The organism is Streptomyces sp. NPDC091292 (assembly GCF_044757265.1).
Lineage (GTDB): Bacteria > Actinomycetota > Actinomycetes > Streptomycetales > Streptomycetaceae > Streptomyces.
In genome coordinates this window covers 119,644-140,333 of sequence record NZ_JBIVUQ010000001.1, presented here as the reverse complement: position 1 = coordinate 140,333, position 20,690 = coordinate 119,644, and the positions used below count along the sequence as shown (strand labels likewise).

Genomic DNA, 20,690 nt, shown 5'->3' with positions numbered 1-20,690 from the left:
CCCTCGACAAAACCGGCCGCACCGCACCCCGCCCCACCGAACCCGCCGTACCGAACCCGAGGACACCCGACATGCGCCGCGCCTTGATCGTCGTAGATGTGCAGAACGACTTCTGTGAGGGTGGCAGCCTCGCCGTCGCCGGTGGGGCCGATGTGGCCGCCGCGATCACGGAACTCATCGGGCAGGCGCCCGCCGGGTACCGCCATGCCGTGGCGACCCGCGACCACCACATCGCACCCGGTGACCACTTCTCGGACCACCCCGACTTCCGCCGCTCCTGGCCCGCGCACTGCGTCGCGGGCACCGAGGGCGTCGGCTTCCACCCGAACTTCGCCCCCGCCGTCGCCTCCGGCGCGGTGGACGCGGTGTTCGACAAGGGGGCGTACTCGGCCGCGTACAGCGGTTTCGAGGGGGCCGACGAGAACGGGACGGCGCTCGCCGACTGGCTGCGGGAGCGGGGGATCACCGAGGTGGACGTGGTGGGGATCGCGACGGATCACTGTGTGCGTGCCACGGCCCTGGATGCCGTCCGTTCCGGCTTCGGGACCACGGTGCTGCTCGACCTCACGGCCGGGGTCGCCGGGGAGACCACGGAACAGGCGCTGGCCGAGCTGCACGCGGCCGGGGTGGAGCTGACCGGCAAGCCGGTGGTCTCTTCCACGGGCTGAGCCCGTCCGACGGGTCTCAGGGGGACAGGAGGGCTCGGATCGGGTGCCAGAGTTCCGCCCGGTTGTCCGGGGCCGTGCGCCAGAGGAGGCCGTCGGGGTGGTGCAGGACGGCGGTGATCTCGTCGGGGGTCGGTGGCTCCGCGTTACCGCGCAGGTACACCGAGCGGAGGCCGAGGTTCCGTAGCCGGGTCAGGGCGCGGGCCCTGTTCGCGGCGTGCACGAGGACCCGCACGCGCCCGGCGCAGGGCAGGCCGGGGTACGGCAGGGGGGCCGCGTTCGCCGGTCCGCCCGTCGGACCCGGCACCGTCACCGATACCGCTCCCGGGATCGGGCTCGGCAGGTTCAGCGCGACCACCACACTCCCGTTCGGCAACTTGCAGAAGCCTCCTGCGGCCATTCCGGTCACACCCCCGTGAGACGTAGCGTCAATAAGGAACTCACAGGACGCACCTAAACACGACCGGCCGTCGCCCCGCTAGAGGGCAACGGCCGATCATGCTCTGACCTGCTAAAACGTCTTCTACTTCACCGAGCGACCCACCTGGACGGTGATCGTCGAGCCGTCCTTGGGCTGCTTGACGATCTTGATCTGGGTGTTGGTGTCAGCGGTCTGGACGCTTCCGGTGGGGTTCGTCGCGTACCAGTACGTGCCCTTGTGGTCGTCGAAGACCGGGACACCGCGCTGCGACGGGATCTTCAGCGCGACGTCCGCGCTGTGCAGCGTGAAACCGTCGGTGCGGTACGTGCTGAACGGCGCGTCGAACGGCTGGATCTTGTTCCGCAGCAGGGTGCCGTCGGTCCACTTCAGCGGCGCGGCGTGCGCGTCGATCGGCAGGATCAGACCCTTGCCCGGGTGCTGGCTGACGTTGTTGTCCTTCTGCGAGGTGTCCCACTGCCAGATCAGCAGACCGGTCTGGTACGGGTAGTGCTCCACCCAGTCCGGACGGGACTTCGAGAAGCCGAAGTTGTACGGGCCGACCTTGAGGGTCTTGTCGTACGACACGTACTGCCGGTTCTCGGCGATGTAGTACTGCGCGTACTCGTTGGTGAAGGACTCGCCGATCCGCGAGAAGCCCTTCGCGGTCCAGCCGGCCGCGTCCGTCTCGGCGTTGTCGCTGAAGAGGGTGGTGCCGTCGGCGGTCACCGCGATGGTGTCGGCGGCGAAGCCCATCAGGGCGAGACCGCCGTCCGTGGCGTAGCGGAAGCGGACGTCGATCTTCTGGCCCGCGTAGGCGTCCAGCGGGTACACGAGGTTCTTGTACGCGCCCGAGGGGCCGGTCAGCGCGGGGCGGTCGCCGCCGTCACGGGTGATCTGCTTGCCGTCCGCCGTGCCGTCCACGGGCGTCCAGTTGGCGCCGCCGTCCGTGGAGACCTCCGTGTACAGGTAGTCGTAGTCGGCCTCGATGTCCCACCAGCCCTGGAGGGTGAGTGCGGCCTTGGCCTTGCCCGTGAGGTCGACCGAGCGGGTGAGGGTGTTCTGGAGGTCGTCGCCGCTGCCGCTCCACCACTGCTTGGCGCCTTCGGCGGGCTTCACGACGGTCGTGGTGACAGCCTTCTTCGGCAGCTCTACGACCAGCGCCTGCGGGTTCTTCGTGTTGTACGCGGAGACCCCGAGCTTGTGCGTCGACTTGGTCGCGGCCTTGGCCTGGTCGTAGTCGAGCCAGCCGAGTTGCAGCTTGTCCCAGGCGGTCATGTCACCGGGCAGGTCGCCGATCGCGTCCTTGCCGGTGCCCAGCCAGGAGCCGGCCGACATAAGCGACCAGAAGCCGACCGAGTTCTCGGCGCCGCCGGAGGTGTCGTAGAGGTCCGGCAGGCCCAGGTCGTGGCCGTACTCGTGGGCGAAGACGCCGAGGCCGCCGTTCTCCGGCTGCATCGTGTAGTCGCCGACCCAGATGCCGGTGTCACCTATCTGGGTGCCGCCGGCCTTGTTGCCGGCCGGCCCTGTGCGTCCGGCGTCGCTCCCGTACGCGTACCAGCGGTGCGCCCACAGGGCGTTGGTGCCCTCGGCGCCGCCGCCCGCGGACTCGTCCTCGCCGGCGTGCACGATCTGGAAGTGGTCGATGTAGCCGTCGGGCTCGTTGAAGTTGCCGTCGTTGTCGTAGTCGTAGCGGTCCCACTGGTCGTACTCGGCCAGGGTCGCCTTGATCTCGGCGTCCGTGCGGCCCTGGGCCTTCTGGTCGGCGGTCCACGCGGTGACGCCGTCACGGACCGCGTCCCAGACGTTGGCGCAGTTGCTGGAGCCGCAGTAGTTCGAGCCGTAACGGGCCTCGTTGTAGTCGACCTTGACCCAGTCCGAGACCACGCCGTCGACCGAGTAGCGGCCCGAAGACGTCTTCTCGTAGTACGTCTTCAGGGAGTCCTTCGGCTTGCCCTTGGCGTCCTTGCCGGAGCCGAAGTACAGGTCCTGGAAGTGCGCCTGGTTGTAATCGGCCTGCCAGGCGGTCGAGTTGTCCTTCGTACGGTCCGGCTTGGCGATCGTGTTGTGCGCCGGGCCCGGCGTGCCGCCGTACTTGACGACGGGCGGCTTGGGGCCGTCGGGGCCGTCCGGGTCGTACATGGTCGTGTTGTCGACCTTGTCGCCGAACTCCACCAGGATCGTGAAGATCTTGTCCGTCTTCTCGCGGCCCAGCTCGACGTACTTCTTGTCGTCGAGCTTCACCACCTTCGAACCGCCGCGCTCCTGGACCTTCTTGTCGCCCTTGAGCACCTGCTCCAGGGCCGACTTGCGCTGCTGCGCCTGCGCCTCGCTGAACGGTCCGTCGAGGTCGTGGTCGACGTGGCCCTTGCCGGGTGCCGGGTCCTGGCGGTCGATGCCGGGCGTGTTGGCGCTGGCGGTGGTGCCGGCGTCGGCTCCGGCGCCCGTGGCCTGGGCGGGGCCCACATACGCGACGGTGGCCGCGGCGAATGCCGCGACCACCGCGATCGCCCTCGACGTGCGCTGTCTTCTGTCCACTTGAAGCAGTCCTCCCCCGCGCCCGCGAGCAGCGGCCCGTGTGGGGGTGTCCCGCAGTGAAGGAGGGCCGCGCGCGGCATGCGCGTCACAAGTGGAGACATTCGATCGAAGTTGCGAGAGAAAAGACAGATCTTGACTTGAACAGGCCAAGTGCACTATGCAGGGCGGCGGCTCCGGTATGCGGACATCCGGTGTGGCTTACGGGACATGACAGATGCCCGGCTCCGGGGTCCAACCGGCGCGCCGAACCGTCCACTTGCTGGACTCGGTGACTCCGTGCGCCCCCCATGCTCCGGCGACCTCGGTTAGGTCACGCTTACCGTTCGATTCCCCGGGCATGCAGGCGAGGGGAGTCATCTACCCGACTCCACACCTCGCACCCCCCGCTTGCTTGCCCTTGTCCGCAACTGCTGTCCCGAGGACGGATTACGCCATGCCTCGTCCGACTGCCGCACAGCTCACCTATGGAACCGCCACCGTCGTCTGCTGCACGCTCGCCATGCTTCTGCTCTCGCAGACGAGTTCCGGCATCGGTGTCGCGGTCATCGCACTCGCCGCGCTCGGCCTCGGCCTGCTGGTCGCCGTGACGGTGCCGCTCCCGAAATCATCACGACGGGTGACCTCTGCCGCTCCGTCCGCCACCCGGGTACCGGACCCGACTCCGGCACCCCGCCACCGCCAGACCGCGACGGCGGGCCTGAGCAGGGCATCGAACCCCCACGTCTGACGCCGGCTCTCGCCGACGCGCTATCGACCACCGAGCCCGGCTGTGGCGGGGCTCGGGGGTCGGGGGTTGGGGGTCGGGGGCAGGGGCCTCCGGCGGTCGACCGGGCGGGGGCGGTCCCTGCGGGGCTCTGACCCGGGCGGGGAGCGGGGCACGACGGCTCCGGGACTGCGGAACGTGTCACCGCCGAGAGGAAACCCGCCTCCGGCGGGGCAGAAGGCTGCTCCCGGTGAAGGAAGTAGTTACCCGCGCGGGGGGAACTGTCAGGGCCGGGAGGGCAGTTACTCCCGGCAGAGGGCTTGACGGCCGGATGCGGCGAGAGGCTTGCCGAATGGGCTCGGTCGGGCGGCCATCCCCCTGTGGGGCGGAGGACCGCCTCCGGCGAGAAGCCTGTCGGCGGGGCTCGGGGCGGGGAGGGAAGCGTCACCGGCGCGGGGCGGAATGCCGGCTCCGGTCGCAAGGGGCCACTGCCCCGGTCCGACCCGACCACGGCTCCCATTCCCCGCCGCCACGACGGCCAACCACCACCCTGAGAGTCCGACGGCAATCGCGACCACCCCACCCCCACAGCTCACTCGACACCGCCGACCACCACCCACGTGGCTGAGCACCACTGCGGCGGAGAGAAAAGCGCCTCCCGCGAGGAGCATGAGCACTTTCGGCGGTGGCCCTGATCGGGGAGGGAACCGTCACCGGCGCCGGGAGAAATGTCGGCCCGGCCGCAATGGGCCACGGCCCCCATTCCCCGCCGCCACGACGGCCAACCACCACCCTGAGAGTCCGGCGGCAATCGCGACCACCCCACCCCCACAGCTCACTCCGCACCGCCGACCACCGCCTGCGGCGGAGACAGGCCCGCCTTCGGCTGGTGCCGTCTCCGGGCGCGGCGGGGCGCTTTCCCCTGCAGAGGGTGCCTCGTCAGGCAGGGCCGACTCGGACCCAACCCCCGGTACGGGACGTCCCGGCGCGCCCGGTTTCCCGGTCAACCGCCGGAGGCTATGCCACCGTTACCTCCACCGTTTTCGCCGCCTTGTCGTGCAGGCCCTGTTTGTACGGCTTGTCGAAGAAGCTCCAGCCTCCGCAGATCGCTGTCCAGATGCAGGCGCAGCAGAAGGCGAAGGGGAGCCAGAGCACCGCGGCTCGGATGAGGGACGTCTGGACGGACGGTGTCGCGCCGTCGCTCAGGTTGGCCACCCGCATCTTCAGGAGCCGCTTGCCGAGGGTCTGACCGGTGCGCGCGATCAACACCGTGTCGTACGCGATGTAGAGGATCGCCGCGATCAAGGACTGGCCCCAGGACTTGCCGGTCTGCACCTTGTCGACGTCGACCGAGCTGGTGCCGAACCCCCACGACAGCAGCGCCACCACGATCCCCACCAGGATCATGTCGATGATGCGCGCCAGCACCCGCTTGCCGCTGTCCGCCAGCGGCGGCATCCCCGCGAGAGGATCCTCGCCGCCGTACGGACCGCCCCCACCGCTGCCGTACGGGTCGTTGCTCGGCGGCGGAGGGGGCGGCGGAGGCGGCGGCGCACCCCAGGACGGGCCCCCGCCGCCACCCGACGGCGGTGGAGCCCCGTACGGCGAGCCGGAGCCCGGCGGAGGCGTCGGCGGCTGCTTCTTGAACGGGTCGTCGTCAGGCGGCTGACCGGATCCCGGCGGCGGTTCGGTGCTCATGGCCCGAGTCGACCCCGAACCCACCGCCTCCGCATCCGGCGAGCGGCCGTCCGAGGGACCGCCGCACCACCGACACTCCGTCAGCCCGAGACGAACGTGTGCGCGGCCTTGTCGTGCCAGCACTGGCGCCACGGCCGGTCGAACGCCCCCCACACCACCCCGACCACACCCACCACGAGCACCCCGGGAACGCTGTAGACCAGCCACCGCCGCAGCGCCGCCCCGAACTCCGGCGGCTCGTGCGCCTCGATGTCCCACACCGTCACACCGCACAGCCTCTTGCCGAGGGTGCGCCCCCACTTGGCGGTCGGCAGCACCTCGTAGACGACACCGAACAGCAGCAGGACGGCGAGGATCGCACCGAGGTAGCCCGCCGTCGTCCCGTCCAACAGCCATACGGTGACGGTCCGGCCGGAGAGTTTCGCGGCATCGATCTTCGCGTTCACGTGGTCGGCGGCCCGGGTCCCGAGCGGTACGGCCGCCGCCCCGGTCACGGCCCCGAGGACGACCGAGTCGATCAGCCGCGCCACGAACCGCTTGCCGAGCCCCGCGGGGCGCGCCGCGGCCTGGGCCTGCGCGGCGGCCAGGAACGGGTCGTTGACGGGCGGCTTCCACGGCACGACGGGCTGCGCGCTCTCGTCGGCGTGGTCGGCGCCCCCGAGCCGGTGCGCCTGCTGCGCCCAGGACGGCTGCCCCCCGCCGGGCCCGGACGTCAGCGGCGACGGAGCCGCGGGCCCCGCCTGCTGCGGTACCGAAGGTGCGGAGGGAGTGGAGGGTACGGAGGGTGCCGTGGGGGGTGCCTGAGGCGACGGCTGTCGCGGTGCTGTCGTACCACCGGCCGCAGCCGCCCTCGGCGGAACCGCCCTGATCGCCATCGTGCCGTCCCGCGGCTCCGGCCGCGCCTCGGCCGCCGGCCGTACGGGACCCGTCGGGCGCCGGAAGGTGACCGTGCCCTCGCCCTGCCCGGGTGCGCCGGCCCCGGAGAAGGTCGGCCCGGAGGGACCGGCGGCCGGGGCGTCCTCCGGCGCCGCGACGCGGGGATCGCGCGGATCGCGGGGATCACGCGGATCGCGCGGGTCTGCGCCGGGCGGCGCGCCCCACGACACCCGGCGGTCCTGGTCGCCGCCGAACCCGGACTGGTGCGCGGCGTCGGCGCCCCAGGCGGCGGCCGGTTCGGGGCGGCTCCCGTGCGGGGAGTTCTGCGCCGGGACCTCGGGTCGGTCACCCGGCCGGTCACCGCCCCGCGCCGCCGCCGGCTCCTCGTCGAAGAAGACCGGACCGGTCTCCTCGACGGCGGGCGGCGCAGGGGCGGGTGCGGGTGCGGGGGCCGGTGCCGGTGTCTCGGGTGCCGCGTCACGCGGGCTCCGCAGCGGCTCGCCGTCCGAGGGCGCAGGACGGCTCGTACCGGGAACCCACGCCGCGCCGTTCCAGTACCGGACATATCCAGGAATGGACGGGTCCGGGTAATAGCCCTCGCGGGGCCTGTCGTCGCCGGGTGCCGGGGTTGGGGCGCTCATGTCCGTCGTCCCGTATCTGCTCGGGGGTCTTGGTGGGCCTCCACATTTATCAGACCCTCGCCCCGACCTGGGCCGGTCCTGCCGTTCACACCTCTTTCCGGGCAACACCTGTGTCCCTCCGGGCAACACCTGTGTCCTTCAGGGCAACACCTGTGTCGTTCCGGGCAACACCTGTGCCGCTTCCGGGAAGTCGGTGAAAAAACTTTCCCGAACCCGCGTAATGGCCGCGTACCACCGCGCTCTCTCCTCCCGTGGGCCCGTACCGGGGCCCGTCAGAGCAGGAAGAAGAAGCAGGAGAGGACGCCCTAGATGCACACCGTGGTGGAGCGCGAGTTGGAACTCAAACTGGTCCTGTCGCCGGAGCGCAGCATCCCCGTACCGGCCCGGCTGATCTACCGCACGGACGATCCGTACGCCGTCCACATCACCTTCCACATCGGCACCGACCACCCCGTGAACTGGACCTTCGCCCGTGAACTGCTCGTCGAGGGCGTGTTCCGGCCGTGCGGGCACGGGGACGTACGGGTGTGGCCGACGAAGGTCGACGGGCGCAGCGTCGTCCTGGTGGCGCTCAGCTCACCGGACGGCGACGCGCTCCTTGAGGCGCCCGCCGCCCCGGTGTCCGCGTGGCTGGAACGCACCCTCCGGGTGGTTCCTCCGGGCTCTGAGGCCGAGCAGCTCCGCATCGACGACGGCCTCGCCGAGCTGCTCGCACCGACACTCGGCCGCTTCCAGGACGACCTGTGGCTGCGCGACCCGTGGCCGTCGGACGAGTCCCAGGACGGGGAGTGAGCCGAGCCGCAAACGGCCACGAGAACACGTACACGAGGAGGTGTCAGAAGAGTTTGCCCGGGTTGAGGAGGCCCAGCGGGTCGAAGGTGTGTTTCACGGCGCGCTGCATCTCCACGCCCACCGGGCCGATCTCGCGCGCCAGCCACTCCTTCTTCAGGACGCCCACGCCGTGCTCGCCGGTGATGGTGCCGCCCAGCTCCAGGCCGAGCGCCATGATCTCGTCGAAGGACTCGCGGGCGCGCCGTGACTCGTCCGGGTCGGCGGCGTCGAAGCAGACCGTCGGATGCGTGTTGCCGTCGCCCGCATGGGCGCAGACCCCGATGGTCAGGTCGTACTTGGCGCCGATCCGCTCGACGCCTTCGAGCATCGCGCCGAGCCGTGAGCGCGGTACGCACACGTCGTCGATCATCGTGGTGCCCTTGACCGCTTCGAGCGCGGTGAGCGACAGACGGCGCGCCTTGAGCAGCAGTTCGGACTCGGCGTGGTCGTCGGCGGGGACGACCTCGGTGGCGCCCGCGGCCTCGCACAGCGCGCCGACGGCGGCCAGGTCGGCGGCGGGATCGGCGGTGTCGAAGGCGGCGAGGAGTAGCGCCTCGGTGGTCTCCGGGAGACCCATGTTCGCCATGGCGTTGACCGCGCGGACCGTCGTACGGTCCATCAGTTCGAGCAGGGACGGCACATGACCGCCCGCCATGATCCGGCAGACGGCGTCGCACGCGGCGGACGCCGACGCGAACTCGGCGGCGAGGACGAGTTGCGCGGGCGGCTGCGGCTTGAGCGCGAGGACCGCGCGGACGACGATGCCGAGGCTGCCTTCGGAGCCGACGAACAGCCGGGTGAGGTCGTATCCGGCGACGCCTTTGGCGGTGCGGCGCCCGGTGGACATGAGGCGGCCGTCGGCGAGGACGACGTCGAGGCCGAGTACGTACTCGGCGGTGACCCCGTACTTCACGCAGCACAGGCCGCCGGACGCGGTGCCGATGTTGCCGCCGATGGTGCAGGTCTCCCAACTGGAGGGGTCCGGCGGGTAGCAGAGGCCGTGCTCGTTGACCGCGCGGGAGAGGGTGGCGTTGACGACGCCGGGTTCCACGACGGCGATGCGGTCGACGGGGCTGATCTCCAGGATGCGGTCCATCTTGACCAGGGACAGCACGATGCAGCCGTCGGTGGCGTTGGCGGCGCCGGACAGGCCGGTACGGGCGCCCTGCGGGACGACCGGGACGCGCAGCGCGGTGGCGGTGCGCATCACGTGCTGGACCTGTTCGACGGTGCGGGGCAGGACGACGGCGGCCGGGGCTCCGGCGGCGCAGAAGCTCGCCATGTCATGGGCGTAGGAGGCGGTGATGTCGGGGTCGGTGAGGACCGCTTCGGCCGGCAGACCGTCGAGGAGGTGTTCGATGAGTGTGCGGCTCATGATCACAGCCTGGCATCCGGGGCCATCGGTGTGAACCCGTGGGCGACCCTCTTCGGGTGCCCGGGTGTGTTCGTCGTACTGGCGCACAGTGAGCGGCATGGACAGCGTCAAGGAGAGTGGACCGTCCCCTGCCGTGCGACGCCCCGCCCCGCGCCTCGGGCGCGTGGTGCTCGCCTCCCTCGCCGGGAGCGTCGTCCTGGGCGGGTTCGCCGTGCTGCTGCCCAGCTATGTGCCGCGCGACACGCCGCCGCCCGCGCCGGGGCCCGTGGCGCGGGCGATGACGGCGGCGGGCGCCGGGGTTCCGGCGCTGCTGCCCGATCTGGTGGCGCTGATCGGTGACCGTGAAACGTATCTGCGGGACCATCCCCGCTCCCCCGAGGCGGCGCAGACGTGGGCGGCGCTCGGGGCCGCGTATGTGGAGCGGGGGCAGCGGACCGCGGATTCGGCGTTCTTTCCAGTGGCCGACCAGGCGCTGCGGTCCTCGCTGAAGGCCCGCCCGCAGGGCAACGCCGACGCGTTGAACGGGCTCGCCGCGCTGGCCGCCGCCCGGCACGATTTCGCGGCGGCGAAGAAGTGGGGCGAGGAGGCGGTACGGCTCGCGCCGAAGCGGTGGACGAGCTATCCGGCGCTGATCGACGCGTACACAGGGCTCGGCGATGTGAAGGCGGCGGGCCGGTCCCTGGAGGCGCTGCTCACGCTGCGGACCGGGACGGTCGCGCTGATCCGGGCGGGCCAGGTGTACCGGGAGCGCGGCTGGCGGGAGGACGCGGCGACGACGCTGTCGGACGCGGCGGCGCTCGCGCGCACGCCCGCCGAGGAGGCCCTGTGTCAGCAGCGCGCCGGTGAGCTGGCCTGGGAGCGGGGCGATCCGGCCGCCGCGCTGCGGTTCTACGACACGGCGCTGCGGGCCGACCCCGACCGGCCCGAGGCGCACGCCGGACGCGGGCGCGCGCTCGCGGCGCTCGGCCGCCCGCAGGACGCGGTACGCGCCTATCAAGCCGCCCAGGCCAAGCGGCCCGCGCCCGAATACGCGCTGGAGCTGGGCGAGTTGTACGAGTCCCTGCGGATGAGCGCCCAGGCGCGCGCCGAGTACGAAAAGGTCCGGGCGCGGGTACGGGAGCGGGCGGCCGACGGGGTCGACGACGGGCTCGTGCTGGGTCTTTTCGAGGCGGACCACGGGGATCCCGAGGTGGCCGTGGAAGGGCTGCGGGAGGTGTGGAAGCGGGCCGGGAGCGCGCGGGCCGCGGACGCGCTGGCGTGGGCGCTGCACCGGGCGGGCAACGACAAGGAGGCCCTGGAGTTCGCCCGCAAGGCCGCCGAGAAGGGGCCGCGTACGGCGCTCGCCTCGTTCCATCGCGCCGAGATCGACGGGGCGCTCGGTGACGACGGCGGGGCGCGCCGGCATCTGGAGGAGGCGCTGCGGACGAACGCGTACTTCTCGCCGCTGTTCGCGCCCCGGGTCCGCGAGGCGCAGGAGGCGCTGGGCGAGCCGGCCCCGGGCGGCCCGGAGGAGGTGGACGCGCCGCCGGGCGCCCCGGTGGAGCTGCCGCCGCCCGCACCCCGCCGCCCCAAGCCCCCCGCGAAACGGTGACGCGGGGGGCAGGGCGTTCGGTCTCGGGCCGGCTTCGGACTCAGGCCGGCGGTCGGGTCATGACCCCGTATAGCCGATCTCGCCGAGTCGCTTGCGCATCACGTCCGCGTAGCCCGTGGTGCCCGCGCTCTTCGGGTGGAAGGACTCGCGGCTGAGGCAGGTCTCGGAGGTGAGGCAGGCCGGGGCGGCCGGGTCGCCCTTGTGGAAGTCGCCGTCGCCGTTGGGGCCGATGACGATCTTGTTGATCCACTCGGGGTCGTCGCAGCCGCCGTGTCCGACGAACGCGTCGACCGGGTCGGCGTACTCCACCTTCAGCTTGCCCGCCCCGGCCTTCAGCCGGTCCACGAGCTTCTTCTGTTCTCCGTTCGCGTAGTTGACGAGGTCGGCGAGCGCCTTGACCTCGCCCATGTCGTAGTACCAGGAGCCCGCGCACTTGACGGTGCGGCTCAGCAGCTCCGGGTAGCCCATGAGGACGACCTTGGCGTTGGGCGCGCGGGAGGCGACGGTGGTCAGGACGGCCTCCAGGTCCGGGATCATCCGGTCCACGACCGCCTTGTACTTGGGTAGGAAGTTGGAGTCGTTGCTGCAGTCCGTGATGTTTCCGCACTCCGTCATCGCGGAGGCGAATCCGGTCTCGTCGTTGCCGCCCGCCGTGAGCATCACCAGCGTCGTGTCGGGGCTGAGGACGCCGGAGTCGACCTGGAGGACTTCCTTGAACTGGCCCTCGCGGTGCGGTTGTTGGGCGTTGCCCGACGGTACGTAGGCGATGTTCTTGGTCATCGCGCCGGAGCAGGCGACGAAGCCGAGTTCGGCGTCGTATCCGTAGCCGTCCTGGCTCTGGCCGACCGTCTGTGTCATGCCGGGCAGGGTGATCTTGCGGGCCCAGGCGTTGTTGCTGCGGCGGCAGGCGTTCCACGCGCTGGTGCCGTGGTCCTTGTCGGTCTCCGGCGCGTACGCTCCCGCGCCCTCGCCGGAGGTGTAGGAGTCACCGAGGACCGCGACCATGTGCTTCGGCTTGGCGCCGAGCGGCTGGAAGGCCATGGCGTCCCAGGCGACGTCCTCGGAGCCGGTGCCGTCGGCGGTCTGGGTGGCGAGCCTGACCTTCGGCTTGCCGGTGACCTTGTACGCGCCGAGCGAGACCCACGTGTTCTTGCCGCGCTCCTGGCTGATGTAGCGGGTGCGCTCGAAGACGCCGTCGCCGTCGGCGTCGATCTCGTACTTCGCCTGCTGGGTGTGGGCGCCGTGGTCGGGCAGGTGGGCCATGATGCGGACCCACTCGTTCATGCTGTAGTTCAGCGACCAGGTGCCGGTCGTCTTCAGCCGGTCGCCGTCGCCGCCTGGCGTACGGGTGTGCGAGAACCAGAAGTGGTTGTCGTCGCCCGCGCCGATCTGGTGCAGGTCGATCCGGCCCGGTTTGGTGCCGTTCCAGTCGGCGAAGTCGAAGGTGAACGTGCCCGCCGACGAGATGTTGCCGCAGGTTCTCAGCGCCGATCCGGCGGGCCGGACACCGTCGGGAAGGTCGTCCACGATGTACGTGCCGGAGGGGATGGCCGCGTCGCAGCGCGGCGGATAGGCGTTGCCGTCGGGCTGTTCCGGATAGGTGTCGTTGAAGCGGTGCACCGGGTAGCCGCACTGGGCGCCCGCCGCACAGTCCTTCCACTTGACCGACTTGTTCCACCAGCAGTGCAGCCACACCGGCGAGTTGGGGTCGTCCAGCGTGCAGGCGCCCTTGCCCGGGTCGTTGGAGTCGTTCTCGCCGATCTTGCCGGGGACGCAGTTGTTCGCGGCGGTGCAGAACAGGTCGTTGGCCGGCTTGGCGCCGGTACGCAGGCTGTTGCTGTTCCACCACGCGGCGCGGTAGCCGGCCTGCATGTCGCCGGGCGCGAACATCGCGGAGATGGGCCGCGCGGCCCAGCCGATCACCTTCTCCTGGTACGGCCAGTGCTGCGGGGTCGCGGCGTGCGAGTAGTCGTCCTTGCCCTCGGAGTTCTCCAGGAACGGGGTCCGGTTCGACTTCCACAGCGGGTTGGCCGGGTTGTTGGTCCAGCCGACGCCCCAGTAGCCGCCGTTCTTGGCCTTGTCGGCCTCCAGGTAGAAGCCGGAGTTGTACGCCCACAGGGCGAAGGTCCAGTTCTCGATGTACTGCGGCTTGCCGTCGTTGATCACCATCCCGGCGTTCTTGGTCTGGTTCCACTTCTCGACCAGGATGTTGACGCCTGCGGCGATGTTGGCGGTGTAGTCGAGGGCGACGGCCTCCTGCTGCGCGGTGCTGAGCGCGGTCTCGCCGGGCTTCTCCTTCCCCTTCATCCGCATGCCGTCGGTGACCTGCGTGATGCCGTAACCGCAGTCCGCGTCGGCCCAGTCGATCTTCCACGGGTCGTTCTGCGAGCCGTTGGGGTCGTAGCTGATGCCGTAGTAGTTGCCGATGAGGGAGTTCGCGGTCACGCCGGGCACGGCGAACCGGGTCGCCTGCCACATGTTGGACTCCTGCGCGGTGATACCGAGCATCACCTGCGCGGGTATGTGGTAGTCCGGGTCGTTGCCCGGGTCACCGGCCATCGAGCGCAGCGGGAACAGGGTCTGCGGCTGGTAGGCCGCCATGCCCATGTCCTTCCAGTCCGCCGGGCGCGAGATGTGCTTGTTCAGCTTGCCGACGACGGCCTGGTCCACGGCCCACTCGACCTGCCGGGGCGTGGGCTGGAACGCCTGCTTCTTGGGGTCGTTGCGGGGGACGGAGCAGTAGCGGTCGGCGTCGACGGGGGTGTCGGCGGCGATCGCCTTGGTCCCTGTTGCGGAACTCGCGGCTCCGGTGGCTCCGGTCGCGCCGGTGAGGGCCGGGGAGATCGCGGTGCCCTGGGCCACGGCCTTCCGCTCGCCGAGCGCCAACCCGGGCGCCGCGTCGAGCGTGACCTTCCGGCCCGTCGTCAGGGCGTGCAGTTCGGTACGGGCGGTCCGCGCGGTGAGGGCTTCCTCCGGGCGGATACGGGAGTCCTTGCCGTCCGCCCAGCGGGTCGAGACGGCGGTCAGTCCACGGGTGGAGACGGTGACGTCCTTGGCGAGACCCGCGGGCTGCTCCACGACGGCCGGAGCGCTGTCGGCGAGCGTGGCCTCTCCGGTGACGTAGACGGTGCCGGACGCGGAGCGCGCCAGGTCGAGCCCGGTCAGGCGGCCCGACCCGATGGCCTTCGGTACGGAACGGCCGGGCGCCGAGGACTTCGCCTTCGCGAGCTGACTGCCCGTCACCCTCCGTATCTCGGCGCGCGTCGCGCTCTGCTTGCCGGCGGCGTGGTCCAGGAACACCACACCCCCGTCGGCGTCCGGCATCAACTGGAACGGCACCGCGTTCGTGTAGGCGGCGGTACGGACCGTCGTACCGTCGACCGTGACGATTCCGGCGCCCCTGGCCGCGACGACACGGTTCCCGACCGGTACCGCCGAGGTGATCTGCCCCGGCAGCTTCACCGGCTTCGACGCCTTGCCCCGGGCCGCGTCGACCGTGATGAGACGGGTCGCGTTCTCCTTGAGTCCGTCATCCGTGAACTGCGAGAAGACGGCCTTGTCGGAGGTGCCGCAGCCCGGCGAGAAGTAGCCGAGGGTCGCCTGGAACGGCAGCTTGGTGACCTCGCCGGTGGTGAGGTCGACCACGGCGGTGAAGGCGCCACGGGTCATCAGCTCGGGCTTGTTGGTGAAGGTGCGGGGCGCGTACGCGACGGCCGCGTGCTTGCCCGACGCGGTCACACAGGCGTTGCCGATCCAGGCGTCGGTGTCGAATCCGGGCTCGGACAGGGTCGCCGCGCTCTTCCACGCGTACCCGTCGGCGGCGTCCGCGACCAGCACATGGAACCCGGTGCCGTCACCGGACGTGGTCCACGCGAGGTCGCCGGACTTCTTGTAGTCGTCGCCAAGCAGCGCCTTGCGCTGGGCCGGGGGTACGGCGGCGGGCTTGGCGGCCTCCCCGGTGGTGTCGGACCAGCCTTTCGCGGCGTCCGGCGGCGGGGTTTCGGCGGCGTAGGCGGAGGGCTGCAGGAAACTGGCGAGTACGGTGCAGGCGGCCAGTGCGGCGCCGCCCACATATCGTCTTCTGCGTCTCAAGACACGTCCCTTCAGGGGTGGTTCAGCGGTTTCCGGGCAGGCGGAAGCGCACGGCGTCGTCGCCGTGACAGGAGAGGGCTCGGTACGGGTACGGGTACGGGGCTCTGGGCTCTGGTGCTGGCACGGATCCTGGGCGGAAGGGGGATGCCCGGCATGCGCGCGGCGCGTACCGACGCCGCGTCAGTCACCCCCCGTGACTACGTCGCCGACGATCCGCCGCGCCCCCACGTGATCGTTCGACACCCTGACGCTAAATGCCGGTGCCCTCCGGGGGATACGGGGCAACCGGAGGTTGTCTCGATGGCCGCTCTTTGGCCAGTTCATGCCACCGCCATCTGGGGGGTCCCGACGGCGCGAAAAGAAGAAGACCCCGCCTCAGCGGGGTCTTCTCATGGGGTCCTGTCGTGGGAGGCGGGGGGAGCTACAGGTTCCCGCGCCTCTCCTGCTCCCGCTCGATCGCCTCGAAGAGGGCCTTGAAGTTGCCCTTGCCGAAGCCCATCGAGCCGTGGCGTTCGATGATCTCGAAGAAGACCGTCGGGCGGTCCTGGACCGGCTTGGTGAAGATCTGGAGCAGGTAGCCGTCCTCGTCGCGGTCCGCGAGGATCTTCAGCTCCCGCAGCGTGTCCACCGGGACCCGGGTGTCCCCGACCCACTCCCCCAGCGTGTCGTAGTACGAGTCCGGCGTGTCCAGGAACGCGACCCCGGCGGCCCGCATCGTCCGTACCGTCCGCACGATGTCGTTCGTGGCGAGCGCGATGTGCTGGACGCCCGCACCGCCGTAGAACTCCAGGTACTCGTCGATCTGCGACTTCTTCTTCGCGACGGCCGGTTCGTTGATCGGGAACTTGACCTTGAGGGTGCCGTCCGCGACCACCTTCGACATCAGCGCCGAGTACTCGGTAGCGATGTCGTCGCCCACGAACTCCTTCATGTTCGTGAAGCCCATGACCTTGTTGTAGAAGCCGACCCACTCGTTCATCCGGCCCAGTTCCACATTGCCCACGCAGTGGTCGACGGCCTGGAAGGTGCGCTTCTCCGGCTGCTCGACCAGTGGCGCGGCGGCGACGTACCCGGGCAGGTACGGGCCGTCGTACCCGGTGCGCTCGACCAAGGTGTGCCGCGTGTCGCCGTAGGTGGCGATGGCCGCGAGCACCACCGTGCCGTGCTCGTCCTTCACCTCGTGCGGCTCGACGATCCCCCGGGCGCCGTGCTCGGTGGCGTACGCGTAGGCGGCCCGCGCGTCCGGCACCTCGATGGCGAGGTCGATCACGCCGTCGCCGTGCGCGGCGACATGGCCGGCGAGGAAGTGGCCCCAGTCGGTCGTCGGATGGATGACGGAGGTGAGGACGAAGCGGGCGGAGCCGTTCTCCAGGACGTAGCTCGCGGTCTCGCGGCTGCCGTGCTCCGGCCCGGTGTACGCCACGAGACGCATGCCGAACGCGGTCGAGTAGTAGTGCGCGGCCTGCTTGGCGTTGCCGACGGCGAAGACGACCGCGTCCATGCCCTTCACCGGGAAGGGGTCGGCCTCACGCGCGGTGGACGGGGTCACGGGCTGGGTGTGCGCAGAAGTAGCTGCCATGTCCGCAGGCTCCCCCCGTTCCGCAAGGTGCGCAATAGTTTGCGTTTTGGGTGGGCAAAGTGACTAGTGACTGACCAATATGGTCGGGCGATCTGTACATCATGACCATCTCGGGAGGCAGCTATGGCGATCGATCAGTTGGACGGCAGGCTCATCGTGCTGCTCGCCCGTGAGCCCCGGATCGGCGTCCTGGAGGCGTCCCGCAGGCTCGGCGTGGCGCGCGGCACCGTGCAGGCTCGCCTGGACCGGCTTCAGTCGAACGGAGTCATCCGGGGCTTCGGCCCCCAGGTCGACCCGGCGGCCCTCGGCTACCCGGTCACGGCCTTCGCGACCCTCCAGATCCGGCAGGGCCAAGGGCCGGACGTACGGGCGCATTTGGACACCGTGCCCGAGGTCCTGGAGCTGCACACGACGACCGGTACCGGGGACATGCTGTGCCGTCTGGTGGCCCGGTCCAACGCCGATCTCCAGCGGGTGATCGACCGGGTCGTGGGTTTTGATGGCATCGTCCGGGCCTCCACGGCGATCGTCATGGAGAACCCCGTACCGCTGCGGTTCATCCCGCTGGTGGAACAGGCGTCCGAGGACACCTGACCGGGGCACGGATGCACGGATGTACGGATGTCGGGCACGGGTGTCAGGGACTGGTGTCAGGGACGGGTGACGACGGGGACGCGGGTGACACGGTGAACTTCTGGAGCTACCTGAGCAGCCGTCACGAGCAGTTGCTCACGGACGCGGGCCAGCACGCGTCGGCGGTCTTCCAGTGCATGGTCGTGGCGACCCTCATCGGCGTCTTCATCGGCGTCGTCACCTACCGCAGCCAGTGGGCGGGGAATCTGGCCACGACGACCACGTCCACGCTGCTGACCATTCCGTCGCTCGCCATGATCGGACTGCTGATCCCGATCGTCGGGCTCGGCGTCGCGCCGACGGTGATCGCGCTGACCCTGTACGGGCTGCTGCCGATCGTGCGGAACGCGATCGTGGGCCTGCGGGGCGTGGACGCGACCCTCGTGGACGCGGCGAAGGGCATCGGGATGTCCCGCGCCGCCCGGCTCCTTCGGGTGGAGCTGCCGCTGGCCTGGCCGCCGATCCTCACCGGTATCCGGGTGGCGACGCAGATGCTGATGGGCATCGCCGCCATCGCCGCGTACGCCTCGGGGCCCGGCCTCGGCAACGAGATCTTCCGCGGTATCTCCTCGCTCGGCAGCAAGAACGCGCTCAATCAGGTGCTCGCCGGCACGCTCGGGATCATCGTCCTCGCGCTGCTGTTCGACGCCGCGTACGTGCTCATCGGGCGGCTGACCATTCCGAGGGGGATCCGTGTCTGACGAGGGATCCGTGTCCGAAGGGGGCCGGGTGTCCGAAGGCGGTTCCGTGTCCGAAGGGGGCCGGGTGTCCGAAGGCGGTTCCGTGTCCGGGGCGACCGTGACCGCCGTGGACTCCGGCGACGACGGGCGCGCGAGCGGCGCCAACGCCACCACCGGCGCGACCATCGAGCTGGAGAACCTGACGAAGCGCTTTCCCGGTAGCTCCTACCCGGCCGTCGACAACGTCTCCATGGAGATCAAGGCGGGCGAGACAGTCATCTTCGTCGGCCCCTCGGGCGGCGGCAAGACGACCCTGCTGAAGATGATCAACCGGCTGATCGAGCCGACCAGCGGCCGGATCCGGATCGCGGGCGAGGACGTCACGGACATCGACCCGGTGAAGCTGCGCCGCAAGGTCGGGTACGCGATCCAGTCGTCCGGCCTGTTCCCGCACATGACGGTCGCGCAGAACATCGGACTCGTACCGAAGATGGTCGGCTGGTCGAAGGCGCGGGTCGCCTCGCGGGTCGAGGAGATGCTCGACCTGGTGGGCCTGGACCCCGGCGAGTTCCAGGGCCGCTACCCCCGGCAGCTCTCGGGCGGGCAGCAGCAGCGCGTCGGGGTCGCCCGCGCGCTGGCCGCCGATCCGCCGGTGCTGCTGATGGACGAGCCGTTCGGCGCGGTCGACCCGATCACCCGCGACCATCTCCAGGACGAACTGATCAGGCTCCAGCACGAGTTGCACAAGACGATCGTCTTCGTCACCCACGACTTCGACGAGGCCATCAAGCTGGGCGACCGGATCGTGGTGCTGCGCGAGCGGTCCCGGATCGCCCAGTTCGACACCCCGGAGGCGATCCTCACCAACCCGGCGGACGACTTCGTCTCGGGCTTCGTCGGCGCGGGCGCGGCGCTCAAACGGCTCAACCTGACGCGCGTACGGGACGTGGAGATCACGGACTATCCGACGGTGACCGTGGACGATCCGCTGCAGAGCATCTTCAACCTGCTCCGGTCCAGCGGCACCAACGAGATCCTGCTCCTCGACAAGCGGCGCCGCCCGTACAAGTGGCTGCGCCGGGGCGACCTGATGCGCGCCAAGGGGTCCCTCGCCCGCGCGGGCACGCTGGTGCACGACACGGTGACCCGGGACGCGACGCTGCGGGACGCCCTGGAGGCGGTCCTCACGGACAACGCGGGCCGGGTCGCGGTCACCGGGCGCCGGGGCGAGTACACGGGCGTCGTGGACATGGAGACGCTGATGAACTCCGTCCAGGAACTCCTCGAAGCGGACCGCCTGGAGGCGCGGGAGCACCAGCACGAACTGGAGGAGATGCGCGCCCACCAGACCCAGCTGGAGCAGGAGGGCGGCGGCGCGGCGGGGGCGGAGGGGTGAGCGGGGGCGGCGGTGACGGTGGCCGTGGCGGCGGTCTCGGTGGCGGGGGCGACCCGGGTGGTGCGCCGGGGCCCGGCGGATCGGGCTCGGGCGGGCGGCGCGGCGCCGCGGTGCGCGGGGACCGGGCCGACGACGGGCGGCCCGCGGGCTCCCACGAGGTCAAGGGCCTGTCGTTCCGGGACGCGGGCGAGGCCGAACAGGAGCCGCCGCCCGCCGCCGTACGGGACAGCGAGCCGGCCCTGATCACCTGGCGGAAGCTGACCTTCCTGCCCGCGGTCCTGGCCCTCGTCCTGCTGGCCACCTGGCTGTGGTTCCAGAACGCCACCCTGGACTCGATCAGCAAGAACGCCCTGGCCGGCGGCATCGTGTGGCTGCGTCTGTGGGAGCACGTCCAGCTCACCGCGATCTCCACCTTCTTCGTACTGATCATCGCGATCCCGCTGGGCATCCTGCTGACCCGCCCCCGGATGCGCCCGGCCGCGCCGTTCGCGATGACGATCGCCAACGTCGGCCAGGCCACCCCCGCGATCGGCCTGCTCGCGCTCCTGGTCATCTGGATCGGCATCGGCGAGAAGGCCGCACTGATCGGCATCATCATCTACGCGCTGCTGCCGGTCCTCTCCAACACGATCGCGGGCCTGAGGGCCAACGACCCGACCCTCCTGGAGGCGGCGCGCGGCATCGGCATGTCCTCGCTCGGCGCGCTGCGCAAGGTCGAACTCCCGCTGGCCGTCCCGCTGATCCTCGCGGGCGTCCGCACGGCGCTCGTCCTCAACGTCGGTACGGCGACCCTCGCCACCTTCGGCGGAGGCGGCGGCCTCGGCGACCTGATCACCACCGGCATCACCAACCAGCGGATGCCGGTCCTGCTGCTCGGCTCGATCCTGACGGTGGCGCTCGCCCTGTTCGTGGACTGGCTCGCTTCCCTGGCCGAACTGCTGCTCACACCACGGGGGTTGGAGGTGGGGACGTGA

The 20,690-nt window shown here is 70.7% G+C and carries 15 protein-coding genes; 8 read left to right on the top strand and 7 right to left on the bottom strand.

Annotated features, from left to right (window positions below; genetic code table 11):
• Positions 1 to 71: 71 nt before the first annotated feature.
• The gene (locus ACIQNU_RS00535; protein ID WP_401359169.1) at positions 72 to 668 is read left to right on the top strand and encodes an isochorismatase family protein; all 597 of its coding nucleotides are present in this window, start codon (positions 72 to 74) and stop codon (positions 666 to 668) included.
• Positions 669 to 684: 16 nt separating this feature from the next.
• Here the strand turns inward: ACIQNU_RS00535 and ACIQNU_RS00530 are convergent, their stop codons facing one another.
• Positions 685 to 1,065 (bottom strand): hypothetical protein, encoded by a 381-nt coding sequence (locus ACIQNU_RS00530; protein WP_401359167.1) that lies wholly within the window; start codon positions 1,063 to 1,065, stop codon positions 685 to 687.
• A gap of 123 nt (positions 1,066 to 1,188) precedes the next feature.
• The gene (locus ACIQNU_RS00525) at positions 1,189 to 3,621 is read right to left on the bottom strand and encodes an immune inhibitor A domain-containing protein (protein ID WP_401359165.1); all 2,433 of its coding nucleotides are present in this window, start codon (positions 3,619 to 3,621) and stop codon (positions 1,189 to 1,191) included.
• 433 nt (positions 3,622 to 4,054) lie between these two features.
• On the opposite strand from ACIQNU_RS00525, the gene ACIQNU_RS00520 reads away from it, so the two are divergent.
• Positions 4,055 to 4,348 carry a hypothetical protein gene (locus ACIQNU_RS00520; RefSeq protein WP_401359162.1) on the top strand — a complete coding sequence of 98 codons (294 nt, stop codon included), beginning with the start codon at positions 4,055 to 4,057 and terminating at the stop codon, positions 4,346 to 4,348.
• 993 nt (positions 4,349 to 5,341) lie between these two features.
• Here the strand turns inward: ACIQNU_RS00520 and ACIQNU_RS00515 are convergent.
• Together ACIQNU_RS00515 and ACIQNU_RS00510 are read right to left on the bottom strand one after the other, a co-directional pair.
• Positions 5,342 to 6,022 carry an RDD family protein gene (locus tag ACIQNU_RS00515; RefSeq protein ID WP_401359159.1) on the bottom strand — a complete coding sequence of 227 codons (681 nt, stop codon included), beginning with the start codon at positions 6,020 to 6,022 and terminating at the stop codon, positions 5,342 to 5,344.
• Between the two features lie 80 nt (positions 6,023 to 6,102).
• Positions 6,103 to 7,539, bottom strand: coding sequence for an RDD family protein (locus ACIQNU_RS00510; protein WP_401359156.1), 1,437 nt, complete (start codon positions 7,537 to 7,539; stop codon positions 6,103 to 6,105).
• Between the two features lie 309 nt (positions 7,540 to 7,848).
• Between ACIQNU_RS00510 and ACIQNU_RS00505 the strand changes: the two genes are divergently transcribed.
• The gene (locus tag ACIQNU_RS00505) at positions 7,849 to 8,331 is read left to right on the top strand and encodes an SsgA family sporulation/cell division regulator (protein ID WP_401359154.1); all 483 of its coding nucleotides are present in this window, start codon (positions 7,849 to 7,851) and stop codon (positions 8,329 to 8,331) included.
• Between the two features lie 43 nt (positions 8,332 to 8,374).
• On the opposite strand, the gene ACIQNU_RS00500 is transcribed toward ACIQNU_RS00505, so the two are convergent.
• Positions 8,375 to 9,745 (bottom strand): FAD-binding oxidoreductase, encoded by a 1,371-nt coding sequence (locus ACIQNU_RS00500; RefSeq protein WP_401359152.1) that lies wholly within the window; start codon positions 9,743 to 9,745, stop codon positions 8,375 to 8,377.
• Positions 9,746 to 9,842: 97 nt separating this feature from the next.
• Between ACIQNU_RS00500 and ACIQNU_RS00495 the strand changes: the two genes are divergently transcribed.
• Positions 9,843 to 11,336 (top strand): tetratricopeptide repeat protein, encoded by a 1,494-nt coding sequence (locus ACIQNU_RS00495; protein ID WP_401359149.1) that lies wholly within the window; start codon positions 9,843 to 9,845, stop codon positions 11,334 to 11,336.
• 57 nt (positions 11,337 to 11,393) lie between these two features.
• Here ACIQNU_RS00495 and ACIQNU_RS00490 read toward each other — a convergent pair whose 3' ends face one another.
• Both ACIQNU_RS00490 and hppD read right to left on the bottom strand, forming a co-directional pair.
• Entirely contained in the window at positions 11,394 to 15,428 is a 4,035-nt protein-coding gene (locus ACIQNU_RS00490; RefSeq protein WP_401359146.1) for an SGNH/GDSL hydrolase family protein, read from the bottom strand.
• 421 nt (positions 15,429 to 15,849) lie between these two features.
• A complete protein-coding gene (hppD, locus tag ACIQNU_RS00485; protein WP_401359144.1) occupies positions 15,850 to 17,007 on the bottom strand; it encodes a 4-hydroxyphenylpyruvate dioxygenase in 1,158 nt (385 codons plus the stop codon).
• Between the two features lie 123 nt (positions 17,008 to 17,130).
• On the opposite strand from hppD, the gene ACIQNU_RS00480 reads away from it, so the two are divergent.
• From ACIQNU_RS00480 to ACIQNU_RS00465, 4 genes are all read left to right on the top strand, one after another.
• A complete protein-coding gene (locus tag ACIQNU_RS00480; protein WP_401359142.1) occupies positions 17,131 to 17,601 on the top strand; it encodes an Lrp/AsnC family transcriptional regulator in 471 nt (156 codons plus the stop codon).
• 92 nt (positions 17,602 to 17,693) lie between these two features.
• On the top strand, positions 17,694 to 18,341 hold the full coding sequence (locus ACIQNU_RS00475; protein ID WP_401362328.1) for an ABC transporter permease: 648 nt from the start codon (positions 17,694 to 17,696) through the stop codon (positions 18,339 to 18,341).
• Between the two features lie 106 nt (positions 18,342 to 18,447).
• Positions 18,448 to 19,716 (top strand): betaine/proline/choline family ABC transporter ATP-binding protein, encoded by a 1,269-nt coding sequence (locus ACIQNU_RS00470; protein WP_401362325.1) that lies wholly within the window; start codon positions 18,448 to 18,450, stop codon positions 19,714 to 19,716.
• Positions 19,717 to 19,826: 110 nt separating this feature from the next.
• Positions 19,827 to 20,690 (top strand): ABC transporter permease, encoded by an 864-nt coding sequence (locus ACIQNU_RS00465; protein ID WP_401362322.1) that lies wholly within the window; start codon positions 19,827 to 19,829, stop codon positions 20,688 to 20,690.